Source organism: Pseudomonas sp. 2995-1 (genome assembly GCF_002742505.1).
GTDB lineage: Bacteria > Pseudomonadota > Gammaproteobacteria > Pseudomonadales > Pseudomonadaceae > Aquipseudomonas > Aquipseudomonas sivasensis.
The window spans coordinates 1-599 of the sequence record NZ_LJSA01000330.1 but is presented as its reverse complement, the minus strand read 5'-3'; the positions used below and the strand labels follow the sequence as shown (position 1 = coordinate 599).

Genomic DNA, 599 nt, shown 5'->3' with positions numbered 1-599 from the left:
AAAGGTGCTGACTTCGTTAACGCTGGTAACCAACTGCCGAAAATCGACCTGACCGTTACCGATGTTGAAGGCCTGAACTCCACCGGCACCGGCCAGCCGACCGTGACCCTGGTTAACGACGTCCCGGTGATTGCTGTCACTCCGACCACCATCGTCGAGAACACTGCTGAAGCAGGCACCGTCGCCGGTACCTTCGTCGCGAAAGACGAAGAAACCCCGCGCGAAAACCTGAACATCAGCTTCACTGCTGGCACCAACGCTGACGGTTACTACGCCATCTCCGGCAACAACGTGGTCCTGACCGAAAAAGGTGCTGACTTCGTTAACGCTGGTAACCAACTGCCGAAAATCGACCTGACCGTTACCGATGTTGAAGGCCTGAACTCCACCGGCACCGGCCAGCCGACCGTGACCCTGGTTAACGACGTCCCGGTGATTGCTGTCACTCCGACCACCATCGTCGAGAACACTGCTGAAGCAGGCACCGTCGCCGGTACCTTCGTCGCGAAAGACGAAGAAACCCCGCGCGAAAACCTGAACATCAGCTTCACTGCTGGCACCAACGCTGACGGTTACTACGCCATCTCCGGCAACAACGT

At 57.8% G+C, this 599-nt stretch carries 1 protein-coding gene; it reads left to right on the top strand.

The window, feature by feature from the left end; translation table 11 throughout:
- Positions 1–599 (top strand): hypothetical protein (locus tag AOA61_RS31185; protein ID WP_158234795.1); only part of this gene is annotated, 599 nt, incomplete at both ends.